This is a genomic window from Timaviella obliquedivisa GSE-PSE-MK23-08B, assembly GCA_019358855.1.
Classification (GTDB): Bacteria; Cyanobacteriota; Cyanobacteriia; order Elainellales; family Elainellaceae; genus Timaviella; species Timaviella obliquedivisa.
Window position 1 is genome coordinate 391,881 of sequence record JAHHII010000001.1, and the last position, 17,285, is coordinate 409,165.

The window sequence follows — 17,285 nt, forward strand, 5'->3', positions numbered from 1 at the left end:
TTCAATCTATATTCACTCCACCTGTCTGACTGCTAAGGCAATCTTTACCCCCTGACCCGAAGTAGCGGTATTACTGTCAGGAGTTTTAAGACTCTCTAGTCCCTTTATTCTTTGGTCAAACGTTTCCACCTTCTTGTCTTAACGAAACTGTTTGTTTCTAATATTCGTACTTTTATTAACCCTGTTGCAAGGAGCCGATCGGTCGCTATGCCAACTGTCAATCTCGAAACATCTAACAAAAAGGCTACTCAACCGATGCTGACCGCAGATATGGTGCGGACTTATCTGCATGAGATTGGAAGAGTGCCATTACTGACTCATGAGCAAGAAATTATTCTTGGTAAACAGGTGCAGCAGATGATGGTGCTGCTAGAAAATCAGCAGCAACTTGCCGAGAAACTTGATCGGGAACCGACTCAAGTTGAGTGGGCAGAGGTAGCCCAGATCTCTGAGGTAGAGCTAAATCAAGCCTTGCGCACGGGGCAACGGGCTAAGCAAAAAATGATTGCGGCTAACTTACGCTTGGTTGTAGCGATCGCCAAAAAATATCAGAAGCGCAACCTAGAATTTCTTGACCTGATTCAAGAAGGCACTCTAGGCTTGGAGCGGGGCGTAGAAAAGTTTGACCCCATGCGGGGCTATAAATTCTCGACCTACGCTTATTGGTGGATTCGGCAAGCCATTACGAGGGCGATCGCGCAGCAAGCTCGAACGATTCGTCTACCCATTCACATCACCGAAAAGCTCAACAAAATCAAGAAAGTCCAGCGTGAACTAACACAGCAACTCGGTCGCAGTCCTAACCCAGCCGAAATTGGCGAAGCTCTAGAGCTAGAGCCTGCCCAAATTCGAGAGTTCTTATTACTGTCGCGCCAGCCTGTCTCTTTAGATTTGAGAGTGGGCGACAATCAAGATACCGAATTGCAGGACTTGTTAGAAGATGAGAATGCTTCTCCTGAGATTTATGCAACTCAGGAATCATTGCGCCAAGACTTACAAGATATGCTGCTAGAGTTAACACCCCAGCAACGAGAAGTTCTTGTTCTTCGTTTTGGTCTAGATGATGGTAATGAGCTTTCGCTTGCTAAAGTAGGGCAGCGGATGAACATTAGCCGCGAGCGGGTACGGCAGCTAGAACGACAAGCTCTAGACCATCTGCGTCGTCGCAAAGCGAATGTTAGAGGGTATCTTGCTAGCTAGTCTTTAAGTTTGGGAGTTTGATGAGATTGGGAGGCTTTTTGCCTCCCAATTTTTTAAGACCAAGACTACGACAATCTTTATTAGTAAAAATGTTTTACAAGCCTTTATCCTCATTAAATTAGAACTGACATACTTAATGCTGTAAGTCCTTGTTGAGATTGCTGTAGGTTGTACATATTTGGAGCCGTATATCAGTCTAGGGGCTGATATGCATCTAACAGGTTCTTTGATTACCATTAACGAAAGACGATACATTTTGTATCATTTTGTGAGTCCTGACTCAATGAAAAATCTTAGAATCCCAAGCTTTTTTGCGAAATTTTCTTGAATCAGACTGTAGCTCTTTTATGTGAGTCGTGAAGCGGACTATTAAGTTAAGTATTGACTCAGTATTTATCTATGTGAAGTCTTTTCTTAATTGTAAAAATGAGCACCTTTTTCCAACTAGAGTGAAATTATGTTCATCAGCTTTTAACTTTAACTTTTTTATTGATTTTGCTAGGAGGTAACTACGGTGTTTAATATTCCAGTTCGTTCCTCTAAAGGGTGGCTCTCTCTTTTTAAACAAATTGATAAGCCTATTGCGGGTTTGTTTCTTACTCTAAGTTTGGTAGCGGCAGGTTTACCCTCTCTACCTGCTTCTAGTCGTGAGGACTCTCTCAGCCTTACAGAGTCTGTACCCAAAGTTGCTCAAGTTGCTCAGAGTTCTACAGATCAACCTCTGGCAGATGGTGTTTATCTTTATGGACAATCTCCCAAGCGGGATCAGATTAATTCGGCATACCTTGTGTTTGAAGTCACTCGGGGTCAAATTATGGGTGCTTTTTATATGCCCCGCTCTTCATTCGATTGCGTATACGGCAATTTGCAGGCAGACCAACTAGCACTAAATGTAGTAGATAGCTACTCTCGTGAATCTTATCCCTATGCAGTTGCGCTGCAAACTGGTGGGGCGATCGCCAATGCTCAAGGTTCGGTTCCACCGGTTACCTTAGAGGGAATGCACCGCATCGAAAACATTACTAGCAACGATCAACGCCTGTTATCTACTTGTAAAGCTGACCGCCAATCTGCGTCTTAAATCGATCGTCATAAATAAATAGTTCTGAAAACGCATCACTTTAAAAGTAGACTTAATCGTTAATGAGCGGTCATCCGACGAACGACCATTGACCAGTGCATCTTCCAACCATCGGGCACATCGCATTGATAAACCTAATAGCTTCCTAGATCCTTTAAGAAATTGGGGGCTATTAGATTCAAAGGCATTTAGAGTCATCTAGAACAGACTGAGTTGGTCAGGCGGTGGTGTAATAGTATTCCAGGGCAAAGGGGGTACATTAACCCCTTGAGTTTCCAAAAGCTGCTGAAAATGTTTAGCATTCGTAGGCGAATGCACTTCTACCGGACAATGGACAAAAAAGTAAATCTGCTTTCCCTGCTGTAGCCACACCTCCATCTGTACCACCCATTCTTCTAAGAATGCTTGATTCAGTTCTAGCTGTGGATGGCTGATATAGCGAATTAAGCTGAAATCAGCCGTGAGCGTATGATGCAATGGCACTCTTGGCTTCCTTCGCTCTGCATAAATCTCTGGGTTGTCTGGACAATCGTAGACTGGTCGAGTGTCCAGCAAAACCCGCCCCACGCCTAACTCTGTGAGCAATTCATTCAGCTTCGTGGCGTGGGGTTCGTGGAACCAGTCAGAATGCCGAACTTCTAAAGCAAGACGAGTTTCTCGACGAGGAAAGGCTTCGAGAAAAGTAACAAGATCTGCGAATTGAGTGGGGTTATAGGTGGGAGGAAGTTGAGCAAAGTAAGGTCCCAGGCGAGTTTCTAATCCTTCCATTTGTTGCAGAAAATCTAAGGCTCCTTGCACTTTATCGGCTAACAATCCTTGATGAGTTAGATCGCGCGGCAGCTTGAGGCAAAACTTGAATCCGTCTGGTGTTTCGGTTGCCCACCGCTTTACCGTCGCTGCGTCAGGGATGGAATAGAATGTAGTATTGCCTTCTACAGTGGTGAAGCGGCGGCTGTAGAGATTTAGGAAATCTGTCGCACGGCTACCTGTGGGGAAGAGATCGCCTACCCAGTCTTTGTATGCCCAAATTGCGCAGCCGAGATGGAAGGTCATAGGTTTATGATACTCTCCAGTTTGACGGATATCCTCACTATGAGCATTACTAGAGGCATGTTGGTGGCAAGATAGAATGAATTCAACGATCATCGTTCTCAATATACTGATCGAGCAGGCGAGGAGTAACGTAGGGCATGGGAAAAGTAGTCGGCATTGACCTAGGGACAACCAACTCAGTTGTTGCCGTAATGGAAGGCGGTAAGCCAATTGTCATTGCCAATGCCGAGGGAATGCGAACGACACCTTCGGTTGTTGCTTTTACTAAGGAGGAGGAACGACTAGTCGGGCAAATGGCGCGCCGACAGGCAGTTCTAAATCCTCAGAATACTTTTTATGGAGTGAAGCGATACATAGGGCGCTTGTACGAAGATATTACGCCAGAGTCAAAGCGAGTCCCCTACACCATCCGCATGGACGAGTATGGCAATATCAAAGTTAAGTGCCCTCGGATGCGGAAAGAGTACGCACCGGAAGAAATTTCGGCAATGGTGCTACGGAAGCTGGCAGAGGAAGCTGAGCGTTATTTGGGTGAACCGATTACCGGCGCAGTGATCACGGTTCCGGCTTATTTTGATGATGCCCAACGGCAAGCAACGCGAGATGCAGGGCGAATTGCTGGGTTGGAAGTGCTGAGAATTTTGAATGAACCGACTGCTGCTTCTTTGGCGTACGGTTTAGATCGGCGCGAGAGCCAGATGATTCTGGTCTATGACTTGGGCGGTGGCACTTTTGATGTATCAGTGATGGATATTGGTGATGGTGTGTTTGAAGTCCGATCGACCAGTGGCGACACACAGCTGGGTGGTGTAGACTTTGACAACAAAATTGTGGATTGGTTAGCAGATCAGTTTTTTGAGCAGGAGGGTGTCGATTTACGTCGCGATCGCCAGTCTTTGCAACGCCTTATGGAAGCTGCAGAAAAAGCCAAGATTGAACTTTCTGGCGTAGCAGTGACTGAAATTAGTTTGCCTTTTATTGCCGCTACTGAAGATGGTCCTAAGCATCTTGAAACTCGCCTTACCCGTTCTCAGTTTGAAGGATTGTGCGGCGATTTAATTAATCGCCTCCGCCGCCCTGTCAAGCAAGCGTTGGATGATGCAGGCGTGAGCCCGGCGCAAATTGATGAAGTGGTACTGGTCGGAGGCTCTACTCGCATCCCGATGATTAAACAACTGGTGCGATCGCTGATTGACCGCGAACCCAACGAAAACGTGAACCCTGATGAAGTCGTCGCAGTCGGTGCCGCGATCCAAGCCGCGATTTTGAACCAAGAGGTTAAAGATATTCTGCTTCTAGACGTGACTCCTCTTTCTTTAGGGTTGGAAACAATTGGCGGCGTTATGAAGAAACTAATTCCTCGTAATACTGCCATTCCTGTGCGGCGATCGGACGTATTTTCTACCTCTGAGAACAATCAAACGATGGTAGAGGTGCATGTGGTTCAAGGCGAGCGGGAAATGGCAGCCGATAATAAATCTTTGGGTCGCTTCAAGTTGATGGGGATTCCTCCGGCTCCACGTGGCATTCCTCAGGTGCAGGTATCGCTAGATATTGATGCCAATGGTATTTTGCAGGTAACAGCCCTCGATCGCACCACAGGGCGTGAGCAAGGCGTGACCATTCAAGGCGCTTCAACCTTGAGCGATGCAGAAGTGGATCGGATGATTCAAGAAGCAGAGCTATACGCCGATCAAGATCGGCAGAAGCGCGATCGCATTGAAAAGCGCACTAAAGCCGAAGCTCTCACCTTTGAGGCAGAACGACAACTCAGGGAAGTCGCCCTAGACTTTGGAATGCAGTTTGCCAGTTCCTACCGCCGTAAAATTGAGAATTTGGTGCAAGAACTACGCGCTTTCCTCTCCAAAAATGACGATCGCGGCATCGATATTACTCAAGGCGATTTGCGCGACGCTCTCTATGATCTTCAGCAAGAAGTCTACAGCCTGACCCGTGAAGATGAAGACGAAGGTGATTTCTTTGGCTCTATTCGGCGCACCTTGTCTAGCATTGGTGAGGATTTCTTCTCCGATGACGACGATCGCGACTACTACGACAATCGGCGCGACCCCTACGGACGTGATTCTTATTTAGACCGCCGTGACTCCTACGGTGGTTCTGCCTACGGCACTCGTCCTAACCGCGATTTCTACAGCCCGGAGCCTTCCAGCCGCGACCCCTACAGCCGTGATTCTTACGATCGCAGACCTCAAGACGATTGGGATAACAGCAAACCTTACGGCAACGCAAACCGCGAACTTTACGATGCTAGCGATCGCAGTTCCTTCGCACCTAGGGACGATCGTGATTCCTATGGCAACCGAGAGACTAGAGGTAACGGCGATCGTGATCCCTACGCCAACCAGCGTGATGATGTTCCTAGAGATAGGGTTTCTAGAAACAGTTTTCCTGGAGACAACACTCTTAGAGACAATACTCCCAGAGACAGCACCCCTAGAGACAACCGTAATTCAAGAAACTCTGAGCAGGATGGCTATGAAGTTCGGAATGCCTACGAGGATCAGAATGACAGCAACGATCGCCAGCCCTATAGCCGCGATCGCCAAACTCCTGCCGAGCGCAACGAGCGTAATGCTCCCCAGGTCACACCCAAGAGCAGCCGTAACCTGGGTGCTGACGGCAATCGCGGAGACTATTCCAATGGCGATCGCCGACCTCCTAGTAGCGATCGTCGCCTCCCCTCCTCCGAATCCCGTCCTGATCGGTACACTAACACTGATGATGAATGGGGCGATGATGACGAATGGCTCTAACACAATATCTCTAATTTTTAACCCTTTGTTCTAGCCCATGCAAAACTTCCGAAACTACTACGCCATTTTGGGAGTGCCCAGAGACGCAAGCAGCGAAGACATTAAGCTCTCCTACCGTAAGATGGCGAGAAGATACCATCCTGACCTTAATCCGGATGATTTGGAGGCAGAGGAACGGTTTAAAGATTTAGGCGAGGCGTACGAAGTTCTATCAGACAGTAGCAAACGGGCGCAGTATGACCAATACAGCCGTTTTTGGAAGCAGAGTGGCTTTCAGGGTGCAGCGCGAGGCAAGCCAGGACGAGATGGCTTTGACTTCGGCAAATACCGTGACTTTAATTCGTTTGTTGACCAGTTGTTGAACCGTGAAGAAAAAGCCAGTCGCGCACCCCGTGATCCCTATCGTCCCGGCAGCAGTAAAACTGAGTACACGATTCCTCGCCAAAACCAGCCTTCCCAGGACAGCCCCCGAAATGCAGAAGCTTTGCTGACTGTTCCCTTGGAACGCGCGTTTACAGGCGGACGAGAACGAGTGCGCCTGGGCGATGGACGATCGCTCGAAGTTAATATGCCTGCCGGAATGTTCACAGGGCAAAAAGTTCGTTTAAGGGGACAGGGCGTAGCGGGCGGTGACCTGTATTTAAGAATCGATGTTTCTCCCCATATTTTCTTTAAAGTTGAAGGGGCAGATATTTCTTGCCAATTGCCTGTTACACCCACTGAGGCAGTACTGGGCGGAGCGATCGAGGTGCCAACGCTTGATGGCATGGTGAAGATGGTCATTCCGTCGGGAGTGCGCTCGGGGCAAAAGCTGCGGATGAGTGGCAAAGGCTATCCCGTTGATGGCGATCGGGGCGATCAAATTGTAGAGATTCAAATTGTTGCGCCCAAGGAAGTGACCTTGCAGGAACGAGAGCTTTACGAAAAGCTGCGGCATCTGGAAACCTTCAACCCGCGCGAAGATTTAATGGGGTAGTTCTTTCTTGTGCAAGTCAGGATTTGAAGCCTGGTTGACCGATGGTTCTGTCAGCTTTAAAATCTCTGCATGGTAAAACTTGCCCTACTTATTGGAATTAGTGAATACGAATCTGGTCTAGCGTCACTCTTCCTAACTTCAGACGCAACGCCAGTGAGTTCATTCAATAACTCAAACGAACTGGCTCACCGTTAGTGCGAACCCTTAACGAGGTTGCAGAACTGGTTGTGCAAAGCGCAGAATCCTTCTCTACAACTGAAAAAAAGCCCTAGCCCTGTCTTATTTCTGTCCTGGAGATTCTGTAATTGGCTGAGCTTTTTTGCTACGAATCATAGGTACACTGTTGACTCGCAAAGCTGCCCCCGCCATTTGAGCCTCAGTGACTTCGGGAATATCTGATAGATCAATGTCCTCATCTGACATCGCATCAATCCTGTCCCAATTATTTTCAGAGATGTTGGAGGAAGATGGCTTGTTCATGTTTGGTTCCTCCTCGCATTGAAATAAGTCTTATTTCGTTACTGTCTTCAGTATGAGCAATCACTACAACGTTTTCACGCAATAGCCCCAGCTTAATCCAACGCTGCTCACCATAGGTAAATCGAGTGTCTTCGTAAGTGAATGTCGCTCCCTCAACAACGATTGAGGCATCAGCAAAGTCAAATCCATGCTTAGAGAGATTTGAGCGGCGTTTACTATCGTCTCGGGTGAACTGCATGATGTTGCTAATTCAAGCTAAACAAAGTAATTCCCTACTACCAAAGTCCCCGCGATCGCATCTCCAGCTTTTAACTTAATCCCCGAAATAGCCACCACTAAATCTTGGTTTTCCGAGAACCCGGCGCTGCCACCGTTCACTGACAGATAGCTCTGATTCTGCCAGTTAAAGAGGACGGCTTCATTGACTGCCAATGGCTGTTTTCCGGAGCTGTTCTGGTTCTTGTCAGCATAGGCAGATTTAACGGCGGATTCTAAACTGGTGCCCTTGATATTGCCTGCATTGGAGAGTGATTTGGGACGATCGCTCGTCTTCAAGTCATCGTCAAAGTCGAGTTGGAAGCGATCGCCTTTTATAGGATCAAAACCTTTAATCCGGTCGGGCAGATCTACGAGAGAACCTGCTAATGCTTTTGCCTGAGTTGCACCAGAGAACACAAAGCGATCGGCTCCTGCCCCCCCATTCATTGTGTCTTGACCGTCGCCACTGACCAGGATATCGTTGCCGCTCCCCCCAATTAATGTGTCGCCACCGTCCAAGCCAATTAGTCTATCGTTGCCCTTCAGTCCTCTAAGGGTGTCGGCGTTATCGGTGCCTTGGAGAATATCAGCTTTGTTTGTGCCTCGGCGGTTGATGCCTAGATCGTCGGCATTAACCGAGACTAGATTTGTCCAGCGATCGCTGGCAGTCATGTTAAGAGGATTTCCGGCTGTATCAAACACGCCCGAGTCACTAGCAGAGATAGAAAGGACATAATCACCTCGGCGGTTCGTGAGCTTTTTAAGGTTGCTCAATGTCCAAGTAATGCCGTCTTCAGTGGCAAGGCTTGCCCCTTGCAAGGGCATGGTTTCACCGTTACGAACCAAACCTAAATCTGCCATATCAAAACCGCTGACGGCTTCAGCAAACTGAATCGTGATGGCATCAACTTTGGTGCTGCGCGTTTTAGGAGAAACATCAATAATGTTGACTGACGGAGAGGTGCGATCGAGGATATAAGCTTCTCCCCTAAAATTGCCATTGCCACTTCCCGTCCCGCCTAAAACAATTCCTAAACTGTTAAGGATGGAATCATCATCAACCAGGTTAAGTCCGATCGCTCCATTCCCTGAGCCAGTGTTGACTGCCACAGTATAGTAGCTACCATTGACTCGCGTGACTGTGTCAATTCTGGCTCCAGTTACGTTGCTGGCTAAGGCAAAGTCTGCAGCATCCACTCGCAGCACATTTTCACTAAAAATCACCGAGAAATTGACTATGGCAGCATTGGTGGGGCTACCTTCTAGGCGGCTGATGGATGCCACTCTGGGCGGTGTTTTAGTGATGTTATAAGCTTGTCCGGTCAAGTTGCCGTTGCCTGCCCCTGTCCCTCCAAGAGATAGGTTCACTGCGTTTTTAATAGAATCGTTGTCTACTAAGTTCAGACCCAGTGTGCCGCTGCCGTTGCCCGTGTTAACCAAGACGTTATAACTTTTACCGCTGCCTGTGACCGAGGTAATGCTAGTGCCCGTTAATCCTGAAGCGACTAGAGCAAAATCTGCGGCATCTACCCCAGTCACGTTCTGGTTAAACGTAACCGCGTAGTTAACGCTGCCAGCGGCGATCGGGTTAGGATTCACTAACGTAATGCCAGCTGCCAAAGGCGCACTCTTAATCAGGGTGTAAGATTGCCCAGCAAAGTTGCCATTGCCGTTACCAACATCTGCTAGCACGACACCCAGAGTATTTTTAATTGAGTCATTGTCAGTCAGATTAAGCGTCAGTGTGCCATCACCGCTACCTGTATTAATTGCCACGGTATAGGTTTTACTATCAATAGGCGTTACAGAGGCAATGCTGGCTCCCGTTATTCCAGACGAAACTAGCGTAAAGTCTGCGGTATCAACTCCTGTAACGTTTTGGCTAAAGGCAACGGTGTAGGAAACGCTCGACGCATTCAATGTCTCTAGTTCATTGCGAGTCATGGAAACTACAATAGGCGGGGTTTTGTCAATGCTGTAAATTGCGCCTGTGTAGTTTCCATTGACAGATCCAATGCCGCCCAATGCTAAGCGACGGGTATCATTACTAGCGATCGAATCATCATCCACCAGGTTTAGTCCTAAGTCACCATTTCCTGTTCCGGTCTTAACTTCTACGTCGTAGACATTGTTACTGATTTTAGTGACCGTATTAACAGTGGCTCCTGTAATGCCTGTGGCAACTAGGGCAAAATCTGTTGGATCAACTCCCGTAACATCTGTGTCGAAGGTGACTGTGTAAACGACTGTTGTAGATGCGGTGAGCGCATCTGGGCTTTTGCGAACGATGGAAAAGACTCTGGGCGGAATGCGATTGATGGTGTACTCTTCTCCAGGCATTTCACCATTGTTTATGCCTGTGCCACCGAGGGGGGTGCCGCTGGTTTCAATCGTGTCATCGTCTACGACATTGAGCCTGAGCGTGCCCGTGTTTCCGGTGCCTGTTCTGACCAACACGGTATAGGCTCTACCGCTACCTGTTATGGAGTCGATCGCCGCTCCAGTGATGCCGCTGGAAGCAGTGAGGCTAAAGTCACTGATATCAACACCTGTTACGTCTTGGCTAAAATTGACGGCGTACCCAACGATGCCGCTGGCAGTAGGATTTAGATCGGATCGGCTAATAGAAGCAACTGTAGGCGGAATAACGACGGCAACTGATCCAAACAGGTTAGGGGTGTCGGTTCCAGTGCTGCCAGCATCGGTTGCTGTGTTGAAACTGAAGAGTGGTGAATTTTCGGAGATGACTGTGCCAGCGACAGAGTTGACGTATAGAGCGCCCCCTTTGCCAATGCCACGGTTGCCTGATGTCGTATTGCCGCTGCCGCCTTCACCCCGTCTGGCAGCATTGGTATTGAAGGAAGTCGTGCTGAGCCGGAGAGTGCCGCCATTGACAAAAACGGCGCCCCCTAGACCATCGCCGCCATTGCCGCCGCCGCTACTGAAACTGTCGCCGCCGTTCCCCCCGATCGCCTGATTATTTTCAAACGTGACATTAATAGTAGTGACTGAGCCGCCGTTGATATAAAGCCCGCCGCCTTGACCATTGCCGCCGTTGCTGCCGCCTGTTGTGGTGCCGTTTATGCCTAAAGCGCCGGAGGCTCTGCCTTTGGCGATCGTCAGGTTAGAAACGCGAACCGTGCCGCTGTTGACGTAGAGAACACGGAAAGCATTGTTACCGCTGATGGTGCGGCTGTTGCCCACAAAGTCAATGTTGCTATTGATTTGTGGCAGTTCTTCTGACAGGGTAATGTCGTTATTGAAGTTAAATTTATCGTCTTCAAGAGTACCGTTGGCTGCGATAATGGCATTTTTAAGATCGGCAAAACTGCTGATGTTGAAGTTTTGTAGGGTGGTAGGGTAGGCTGCGAGGACTGCGGGGGCGATCGCCATGCCTGATTTCACTTCCCCCGTACAAAACCCTAGCTCCCAATCGCCGCCTAACTCCCTACTCCCAGTCAAATTTTCAGAAGCCGCAACATTTGCCCGTAGCCCTAAGCTCAACTGCTGCACGAACGCTTTGCCTAACCTCCCCGCTGCCAAATTGCACCCATATAATAGGACATCGGCATTTTTTGCCAGAGCCTTGCTCCACTGGCGTATTTCCTCAATGTATTGATTTAAATTAGTGGCGGCTAGCTCAGTCGAGCCTAACTGCAAGTTAGCTTCACTACCGTGGGAGAGAATTTGTAGACTCTCAATCTCTCGGCGCTCTGCTAAAACCTGGCTGATTTGCCGAATGCCATCTTGAGTCGGGTCAAGCACAATGACTTCGGCTTCTGAATGTACACCTTGAACCAGGCTGAGATAGTTATCAACGTGGGAGTCAATAAAAAGCAGAGTCGAAAGAGTTGAAGAAGTCATGGGTAGTGCTTTCTCAGCGGGAAAGTTGAGAGCGAAAGAGATGAAAGTTTTTCGCTTATGTGAATATTCCCTCTGGCACCAAGCAAGCAATCATTCTGTAGAAAACAGCCTTTTCTGTAGAAAACAGTCTTTAGTCATAAGAAAATAGCCTTTGGTTACACACACTTATTACAGATTTTGAGAGTCTCTTAACAAAGGTATACTTAGCAAGGCAGTTTAACCTGCCACGACTTGTGCACAGGTTGCCTTGTATAGAAGTAAGCTGTTGCAAGTTTAGCTTGCAGATAGATTTAGGGTAGAGATCCCAGAGGATCGTTAAGCCCGAAACTGTCTATCCTGCTCTGTCTAATCTGAAATTTTTCAATTGGACAGATAGTTTTTTGTGTCTAAATTTTCGTACATCCAGAGAGTTTCTTCATTCATGACGGTATCAGCGGAAAAGATTGAGAATTTGGCTCCTGCCACAATAAATGCCTTAGATGCCTCTTCCTTACGGCTCAGGCACATTTTACAGACGCTCCCTTCTGAATGCTTTCAAAAGAATCGTTTTAAGGCATGGACTGCGGCTTTGGTGAGTGTGTTGACTGTGACGATCGGCTATGGGGCGATCGCTTATTCCCCCTGGTTCTTGCTGCCCTTAGCTTGGGTGTTTACTGGAACCGCAGCAACAGGCTGGTTTGTAATTGGTCACGACTGCGGGCATCGCTCCTTTGCTAACCGCCGTTGGGTGAATGATTTGGTTGGGCACATTTTTATGATGCCGTTGGTGTATCCATTCCATAGCTGGCGAATTTTGCATAACTTCCATCACAAGCACACCAACAAACTAGAAGTTGACAATGCTTGGCAGCCGTTCATGACGGATTTTTATGATGAAATGGGTGGATTTCAGCAATGGGCTTACCGTCGAATGCGCGGCGGCTTTTGGTGGTTAGCTTCTACAATCCATTGGAGTTTGCTGCACTTTAACTTGAATGAGTTTGCGCCTAAAGATCATCGTAAAGTGAAGCTATCTATTGCTTCAGTTGTTCTATTTGCAGCGATCGCCTTCCCTCTTCTCATTGCCACCACAGGCATTTGGGGCTTTGTCAAATTCTGGCTCATGCCCTGGCTGGTCTACCATTTTTGGATGAGTACTTTTACTTTAGTACACCATACTCATCCTGAAATCCCTTTCACGCCTGCGGAAGACTGGAGTGAGGCAACGGCTCAACTGACCGGAACCGTGCACTGTGAATATCCTCGCTGGGTGGAGTTCCTTTGCCACGATATTAACGTCCATATCCCTCATCACATTTCCACCGCCATTCCTTCTTACAACTTGCGTATGGCACACCAGAGTCTTAAGCAGAACTGGGGAAAGCATTTGTTAGAGTACCGCTTTTCATTCGAGTTTATGAAGCAGATTGTGGCACAGTGCCATTTGCATAATCCTGATGATCTGCTTTATCAATCTTTCCGGCAGCATCACCAAAATGATCAGTAAAAATTCGGACTTGTAACGCTAGATACAATAGATAAGATCAGTGTTGAGGAAGAAGGTAAGCCTTCTGCAGACTTAGATCTAGCGGTTTCAATAGGCGATCGCCGTTCTTTAGCATTGAGAAGGAAACTCATGCTAAAAATAGTGAGCGATCGCCTATTTTTTATGGTTCACCGCTGAGTCAAGCTGCTAGAATTAGCAGGCGTAAGAGACAGATCTAAAGGTTTACTACCTGTAGGGTATTAGCATAATTTAATTATGTGTATATAGCGTCACTGGTACAGGTTTATCCTGATATCTAGCCTTTTCATTCAAGACGGTCATCTGGCTGTGGTGTAGAGGAAAACAAGGAATGAGCGGGGATACTGCGGCATTTTTAGCAGGTTGTGCCGTCACAGGAGTGGCGGCATTGCTGTTGGCAAAAGGCGATTTTGCTAACGGGCAGGTAGGGTCATTGCAGCCCATCCAATCCGTCGTACCTTCATCTTTGGCAACCCCTGCCCCTGCCTCAATATCTCCTACTGATCAACTAGAAGATGTTCAGCGTGGCTGGCAGGTTCAGACTAAATTAGAGCAGCAGCAAGATGTTGCCAGAGAGCTTTCCGATCAACTCAAGAGTCAACAGAGTTTGGCTGATGATTTGAAAAGTCAGGTGGCTAAGCAACAGAGCGAATCAGAGGATTTGAAAAGCCAGCTAGACAAGCAGCAAAGAAATACTGAGATGTTGATGGCGCAGTTGCAGGAGCAGCAGCGCATCATTGATAAGGTTGCCGCTGCCTCGCAGGCACGCCCTCTAGAGCTAACCAATCGCCCCTCAGATAATGGCAATGTGCAGATGGTGGTGTTAGCGATCGGGGCAGTGATTTTGGTCGTGATTGTAGTAGGTACGATCGTTTTGGTGGGCGTAGTGCTGCTGGTCGCTATGTCTCGTCGTCGTCAGCCTCGGACAGTGCACGTAATGCAGCAACCCATGCCTCAGTCTTACGCCTTTCCTGAACAGCACCTTTTGCCTCAGCGCTCTAACCGGATTAGACCTCCAAAGCAAATTGATGTAGATTATTACGCTGACTAGCACAGTAGAGTTAATAACTGAGTTAACAACTATTGATTGACGGCGTGAGTCCGGCAAAAGGATATAGTCTTAGCGTTCTCCATCTTGAAACCTGCTAAGTAAGCAGCGTTGCCGCTGCCCAAGCGATCGCCCAAAACTATGACTTACTACATTTCTCCCCGCTTTCTCAACAAGCTTGCCATTCACATTACCAAAAACTTTCTCAAGCTCCCTAACGTCAGAGTTCCGCTGATTTTAGGGATTCATGGACGCAAAGGCGAAGGCAAATCTTTTCAGTGTGAGCTAGTTTTTGAGCGAATGGGCATTGAAGTGGTTCACATGTCTGCAGGAGAGCTAGAAAGCCCAGATGCAGGCGACCCGGCAAGAACGATTCGGGTACGCTACCGCGAAGCCGCTGATCTGGTGAAGGTGCGGGGCAAAATGGCAGTACTGATGATCAATGATATTGATGCAGGCGCAGGACGGGTTGATCAATACACCCAGTACACTGTCAATACTCAGTTAGTCAACGGCACCCTGATGAACATTGCCGATAATCCGACCAATGTTCAGCTTCCAGGCAGCTATGACTCTGAGCCAGTGCAGCGAATTCCTATCATTGTGACTGGGAACGATTTTGCGACCTTATATGCGCCTTTAATTCGAGATGGACGCATGGAGAAGTTTTTCTGGGAGCCCAATCGAGACGATCGCATCGGGACGGTCAGCGGTATTTTTGAGGCAGATGCAGTAGCACGGGGCGATATTGAGAAATTAGTCGATACCTTTCCTGAACAATCTATCGACTTTTATGGAGCCTTGCGATCGCGCCTTTATGATGAACAGGTTCAGCAGTTAATCGAATCTGTCGGCATTGATGGCATTTCCTTACGGGTTGTTAACAGCGCCGAAGCACCCCCCGAGTTCAAAAAGCCCAACTTCAGCCTGCCCCATTTGCTCGAAATTGGTGGTGAAATGGTTGCAGAGCAGAAGCGAATTCAAGAAATGCGTTTAGCTGAAGAGTACAACAAGTCTCTTTACTTCACTCGAAAAGGAGAAGCGATTGCTCAGCAAGCTTCTGTCTCTCAATCTCCTTTCCCCTCTCCCGTTTCTCAGTCTCCCATTGCTTCTCCGTCTGTTGCGTCTAATGGTTCTTCTCAGAGCTATGCAGGACAGCCTGCTTCAACTCGCTTAACTCCAGATATAGTAACTGAGGTCAATCGAATTTTGGGTATGGGCGATCGCCTGGGCATTGAGTGGGTAGACGAGCGCCGCTTTCGGGCAAACTCATGGAATTGCTACAACACCTTACAGGGAAACGGTGCAGAGGCATTGGCGGTTTTAGAGACTTGCTTAGAAGAACATTCTGGGGACTATATTCGTCTGGTCAGCATTGCTGCTAAAGACCGACGGAGAATTTCTGAAAATATTATTCACCGTCCTTCCAGTCGGTAAGAGCGATCGCAGTCAGTAATGCTAAAAAAATAAAAACCCCTAGCTAATTGCCAGAGGTCAGAATCATCAGGGTGCATCTACCACTACTTTTTACGCTGTTTTTCTGGGTAAGTCCGGGACGTTTTGAAGACTTAAAATTTTTAAAGGCTTAAAACTTTGATAGAGAAGCTTATAGGTTTAAGAGTTTACACGTAACTTTTCAAAGCCCCTAAAGCCGAGGACTGAACCTCTAATATTGTCTCTAAAAATCATCTTCTGAAGAGTCTGTAGCGCTAAAAGGCAGTCGCCATACGATCGCTTCTTTATCTGCACAAAACTCCGCTCCATCCACAACGCCGTAGGGATGCATGGCACAAATAAACGGCGTTCCATTGTATACTTCGCCATGGTAGTGACGACAGCCCTGGCAAATAGGATGCTGAATGCTCAGAGATTCTGCTGAAAAATCGGTGAAATCTGAAATCTGATCGATCCACTGAAGCTCGTACAGAAAGCTCTCAAGTTCAGCCCCTAATTCGAGAAAAGGATCTAGCCATTCTGTAAGTTGACTTTCTAGTTGCTCAATGGCAGGTGCGATCGCCTGTTCTATCTCATCTATAACTTCATCACTGAACTCTATTAAAATCAGTGCCCCACTGCCCATCTCTTTACTGGCATCTTGAAAAAACCTTTCCAGGCTAATAGCGGCTGTTTCTACATTTTTGACCCAATCCTGCTGCCAGTTTTCCATATTACGAGGATTTTAATGAAGGATTTTGTATGAAGGTAATGCTCTCAGGCGAAACGCTTGAGAGAAAACTTGAGTAAGAGAAGCTTTTAATTTTTTTTGAGCCGTTGAAGCTCTTCTTGAAGCCTGACAATTTGGTCGCGGAGTTCGTCAGCAGCGCGATCGCTTGGGGCACCTGGATTCACTGGGTCGTCTTCTGAAAGAATTTCGATGCGGCGAGGTTGACTGGGCTGATCGGTAGCGCTTGATGACTGAACAGGGGGCTGTTGCTGTGCCCGACTGACCATTTCATCAACCATTTTCTTGGCATCCTCAGCAGTGATTTCTCCCCGTGCCACCATTTCATCAGCTAACTTTTGAGCCTGCGATCGCAGTTCTCCCAAAGTGCTACCCGCTTTTTCTGTGGCATAGGAAGCAATTCCCACACCTAAATAAAACGCTTTTTGTACTAAATCTCCAAAACCTGCCATTGCTTTAGCTCTCCTCAGTAGACCGAGAGGTTACAAGTTCCAGGATAAGAGTAAATTCAGAAAACTGACTAGGATGAATCAACCTTTAAAACCAGGAGACCCGGAGTTCACGCCTACCTCAAGCATCCCGTGTTGCTGCTACCTTCCGGTCCTGACAAGATTTGGGCGTTGCGATCGCATGAGTCCGAGTCAATATTCAGAATAACATGCATTGCTCTCGACTGAATGTATGGCGCTTCTAACTTTGGGGGGATGCAGTCACTAGGGCTTTCGCGGTGAAATCTTAAAAGATATTAATAAATCTCAGCTTCAAATAAAAATGGCTCTAAGCAAAAAGAAGCGATGATTTGTTTCTCAAGATGCAGTTGAAATTGAGGTAGGCACCTATTGTAAGAATCTAAAGCTAGCTTCTC

At 47.6% G+C, this 17,285-nt stretch carries 13 protein-coding genes and 1 other RNA gene; 7 read left to right on the forward strand and 7 right to left on the reverse strand.

All coding sequences use genetic code 11. The features are described 5' to 3' along the window. The first annotated feature begins 207 nt into the window (after positions 1–207). Both KME11_01885 and KME11_01890 read left to right on the forward strand, forming a co-directional pair. Entirely contained in the window at positions 208–1,200 is a 993-nt protein-coding gene (locus KME11_01885) for an RNA polymerase sigma factor, RpoD/SigA family (GenBank protein MBW4513960.1), read from the forward strand. A 514-nt stretch (positions 1,201–1,714) separates the two neighbouring features. After that, positions 1,715–2,281, forward strand: coding sequence for a hypothetical protein (locus KME11_01890; protein ID MBW4513961.1), 567 nt, complete (start codon positions 1,715–1,717; stop codon positions 2,279–2,281). Between the two features lie 198 nt (positions 2,282–2,479). On the opposite strand, the gene KME11_01895 is transcribed toward KME11_01890, so the two are convergent. Then, positions 2,480–3,334 carry a DUF72 domain-containing protein gene (locus KME11_01895; GenBank protein ID MBW4513962.1) on the reverse strand — a complete coding sequence of 285 codons (855 nt, stop codon included), beginning with the start codon at positions 3,332–3,334 and terminating at the stop codon, positions 2,480–2,482. Positions 3,335–3,471: 137 nt separating this feature from the next. Between KME11_01895 and dnaK the strand changes: the two genes are divergently transcribed. Both dnaK and KME11_01905 read left to right on the forward strand, forming a co-directional pair. Then, on the forward strand, positions 3,472–6,108 hold the full coding sequence (dnaK, locus tag KME11_01900; GenBank protein ID MBW4513963.1) for a molecular chaperone DnaK: 2,637 nt from the start codon (positions 3,472–3,474) through the stop codon (positions 6,106–6,108). 37 nt (positions 6,109–6,145) lie between these two features. Then, the gene (locus tag KME11_01905; GenBank protein ID MBW4513964.1) at positions 6,146–7,084 is read left to right on the forward strand and encodes a J domain-containing protein; all 939 of its coding nucleotides are present in this window, start codon (positions 6,146–6,148) and stop codon (positions 7,082–7,084) included. 279 nt (positions 7,085–7,363) lie between these two features. Here KME11_01905 and KME11_01910 read toward each other — a convergent pair whose 3' ends face one another. Genes KME11_01910 through KME11_01920 form a run of 3 tightly spaced genes read right to left on the reverse strand, consistent with a single transcriptional unit; the run spans position 7,364 to position 11,686 of the window. Further along, complete coding sequence (locus KME11_01910) at positions 7,364–7,507, reverse strand: hypothetical protein (GenBank protein ID MBW4513965.1); 144 nt, start codon at positions 7,505–7,507, stop codon at positions 7,364–7,366. 25 nt (positions 7,508–7,532) lie between these two features. After that, complete coding sequence (locus KME11_01915) at positions 7,533–7,802, reverse strand: BrnT family toxin (protein MBW4513966.1); 270 nt, start codon at positions 7,800–7,802, stop codon at positions 7,533–7,535. A 17-nt stretch (positions 7,803–7,819) separates the two neighbouring features. Continuing rightward, positions 7,820–11,686 (reverse strand): DUF4347 domain-containing protein, encoded by a 3,867-nt coding sequence (locus KME11_01920; protein ID MBW4513967.1) that lies wholly within the window; start codon positions 11,684–11,686, stop codon positions 7,820–7,822. A 421-nt stretch (positions 11,687–12,107) separates the two neighbouring features. Here KME11_01920 and KME11_01925 point away from each other — a divergent pair, with 421 nt between their 5' ends. From KME11_01925 to KME11_01935, 3 genes are all read left to right on the forward strand, one after another. Continuing rightward, entirely contained in the window at positions 12,108–13,172 is a 1,065-nt protein-coding gene (locus KME11_01925; GenBank protein MBW4513968.1) for a fatty acid desaturase, read from the forward strand. Positions 13,173–13,521: 349 nt separating this feature from the next. Beyond that, positions 13,522–14,241, forward strand: coding sequence for a hypothetical protein (locus KME11_01930; GenBank protein ID MBW4513969.1), 720 nt, complete (start codon positions 13,522–13,524; stop codon positions 14,239–14,241). A 138-nt stretch (positions 14,242–14,379) separates the two neighbouring features. Then, positions 14,380–15,675, forward strand: coding sequence for an AAA family ATPase (locus tag KME11_01935; GenBank protein MBW4513970.1), 1,296 nt, complete (start codon positions 14,380–14,382; stop codon positions 15,673–15,675). Between the two features lie 241 nt (positions 15,676–15,916). Here the strand turns inward: KME11_01935 and KME11_01940 are convergent, their stop codons facing one another. From KME11_01940 to ffs, 3 genes are all read right to left on the reverse strand, one after another. Beyond that, positions 15,917–16,405: a hypothetical protein gene (locus tag KME11_01940; GenBank protein ID MBW4513971.1), complete on the reverse strand. Its 489-nt coding sequence runs from the start codon at positions 16,403–16,405 to the stop codon at positions 15,917–15,919. An 86-nt stretch (positions 16,406–16,491) separates the two neighbouring features. After that, complete coding sequence (locus KME11_01945; protein ID MBW4513972.1) at positions 16,492–16,872, reverse strand: hypothetical protein; 381 nt, start codon at positions 16,870–16,872, stop codon at positions 16,492–16,494. A 94-nt stretch (positions 16,873–16,966) separates the two neighbouring features. Continuing rightward, positions 16,967–17,063: signal recognition particle sRNA small type (ffs, locus tag KME11_01950), an RNA gene on the reverse strand. Positions 17,064–17,285 lie beyond the last annotated feature (222 nt).

Bases quoted from the DNA above. Each gene is read 5' to 3' on its own strand.
- KME11_01895 (MBW4513962.1), bottom strand. From the start codon at position 3,334: ATGACCTTCCATCTCGGCTGCGCAATTTGGGCATACAAAGACTGGGTA.
- KME11_01885 (MBW4513960.1), top strand. From the start codon at position 208: ATGCCAACTGTCAATCTCGAAACATCTAACAAAAAGGCTACTCAACCG.
- KME11_01915 (MBW4513966.1), bottom strand. From the start codon at position 7,802: ATGCAGTTCACCCGAGACGATAGTAAACGCCGCTCAAATCTCTCTAAG.
- KME11_01935 (MBW4513970.1), top strand. From the start codon at position 14,380: ATGACTTACTACATTTCTCCCCGCTTTCTCAACAAGCTTGCCATTCAC.
- KME11_01930 (MBW4513969.1), top strand. From the start codon at position 13,522: ATGAGCGGGGATACTGCGGCATTTTTAGCAGGTTGTGCCGTCACAGGA.
- KME11_01905 (MBW4513964.1), top strand. From the start codon at position 6,146: ATGCAAAACTTCCGAAACTACTACGCCATTTTGGGAGTGCCCAGAGAC.
- dnaK (MBW4513963.1), top strand. From the start codon at position 3,472: ATGGGAAAAGTAGTCGGCATTGACCTAGGGACAACCAACTCAGTTGTT.
- KME11_01910 (MBW4513965.1), bottom strand. From the start codon at position 7,507: ATGTCAGATGAGGACATTGATCTATCAGATATTCCCGAAGTCACTGAG.
- KME11_01945 (MBW4513972.1), bottom strand. From the start codon at position 16,872: ATGGCAGGTTTTGGAGATTTAGTACAAAAAGCGTTTTATTTAGGTGTG.
- KME11_01920 (MBW4513967.1), bottom strand. From the start codon at position 11,686: ATGACTTCTTCAACTCTTTCGACTCTGCTTTTTATTGACTCCCACGTT.
- KME11_01925 (MBW4513968.1), top strand. From the start codon at position 12,108: ATGACGGTATCAGCGGAAAAGATTGAGAATTTGGCTCCTGCCACAATA.
- KME11_01940 (MBW4513971.1), bottom strand. From the start codon at position 16,405: ATGGAAAACTGGCAGCAGGATTGGGTCAAAAATGTAGAAACAGCCGCT.